The sequence below is a fragment of the Stenotrophomonas sp. SrG genome (assembly GCF_050031795.1).
Classification (GTDB): domain Bacteria; phylum Pseudomonadota; class Gammaproteobacteria; order Xanthomonadales; family Xanthomonadaceae; genus Stenotrophomonas; species Stenotrophomonas rhizophila_A.
Map to the genome: position 1 here is coordinate 1 of NZ_JBNBBE010001136.1, position 239 is coordinate 239.

General features: G+C 70.3%; 1 protein-coding gene. It reads left to right on the plus strand.

Annotated features, from left to right (window positions below):
• Positions 1-239 (plus strand): hypothetical protein (locus tag ACQG3P_RS23020; protein WP_426806341.1); only part of this gene is annotated, 239 nt, incomplete at both ends.

A 239-nucleotide genomic window follows, 5' to 3' on the forward strand; every position in this document is an offset into this window, starting at 1 on the left:
GAAGCTCACCACCGAGCGGCCGCGCCGCGACACCGGGCCCCCGCTGTACACCCTGGACGCGCCGACCACCGGCCTGCACTTCCACCACATCGAAGCGCTGCTGGGCGTGCTGCACAAGCAGCGCGACGAGGGCAACACGGTGGTGGTGATCGATCACAAGCTGGACGTGATCAAGACCGCGGACTGGAGTGTCGTCCTGGGCCCGGCAGGCGGCCACCGCGGCGGCACCAACCGGGTCA